Here is a 667-nt window from a genome sequence, read left to right as displayed (position 1 = left end):
AGATAATGCCGGGATAGTAATACGGGGACCAAAGTCCCCGCCCATCACATCTAACGCAAGGGTTAGACGATTCAACTGATACCTCGAAACTAACCGAGATTATTTGTTGATTACTTTACGACCACGGTAGTAACCGTCAGCAGTTACATGGTGACGTAAGTGAGTTTCACCAGTTGTTTATCTACTGAAACTGCTGCTGTTGTTAATGCATCATGTGAACGACGCATATCACGACGTGAACGAGATTTTTTATTTTGTTGAACAGCCATTGGCTATACTCCTAGATCTAGTTTTTCTTTAAATTAGCTAATACAGCGAACGGGTTAGGTTTTTTCGCCAATTCTTCAGGCAATTCGCCAAACACCTGTTCACTCACGGACACTTCACAGTGTTCTTCACTATGCATCGGGACTAGAGGCAATTCGATGATAAATCCATCTTCGATCATATCTAGTAAATTTACTTCACCGAACTCGTTTACTTCGATTGGTTCATAAATTTCGGGCAAATTGTCCGCCTGATCCATATTGGACACCGGACTGAAACAAAACGAACAGTCAAGCGTTTGTGTAAACGGGTTACCGCATCGTTGGCCCCATAATACACTTTAAACCCGAAAGTAGCCGCTGCTCGAATACGATCGGTACTTGAATCAATCACGGTAACC

The 667-nt window shown here is 42.7% G+C and carries 2 pseudogenes; both read right to left on the bottom strand.

Annotated features, from left to right (window positions below):
• Positions 1-99: 99 nt before the first annotated feature.
• Positions 100-269: pseudogene (rpmF, locus tag DAE25_RS22830) on the bottom strand (50S ribosomal protein L32).
• Positions 270-286: 17 nt separating this feature from the next.
• Positions 287-580, bottom strand: a pseudogene (locus tag DAE25_RS22825) (YceD family protein); the annotation flags it as partial.
• Positions 581-667: the final 87 nt, after the last annotated feature.

The sequence above is a fragment of the Nocardioides terrigena genome, assembly GCF_003047265.1.
In the GTDB taxonomy this organism is placed as follows: Bacteria; Actinomycetota; Actinomycetes; order Propionibacteriales; family Nocardioidaceae; genus Nocardioides; species Nocardioides terrigena.
Note: the sequence above shows the minus strand (reverse complement) of the source record. Positions and strands in the feature narration are given on the sequence as shown.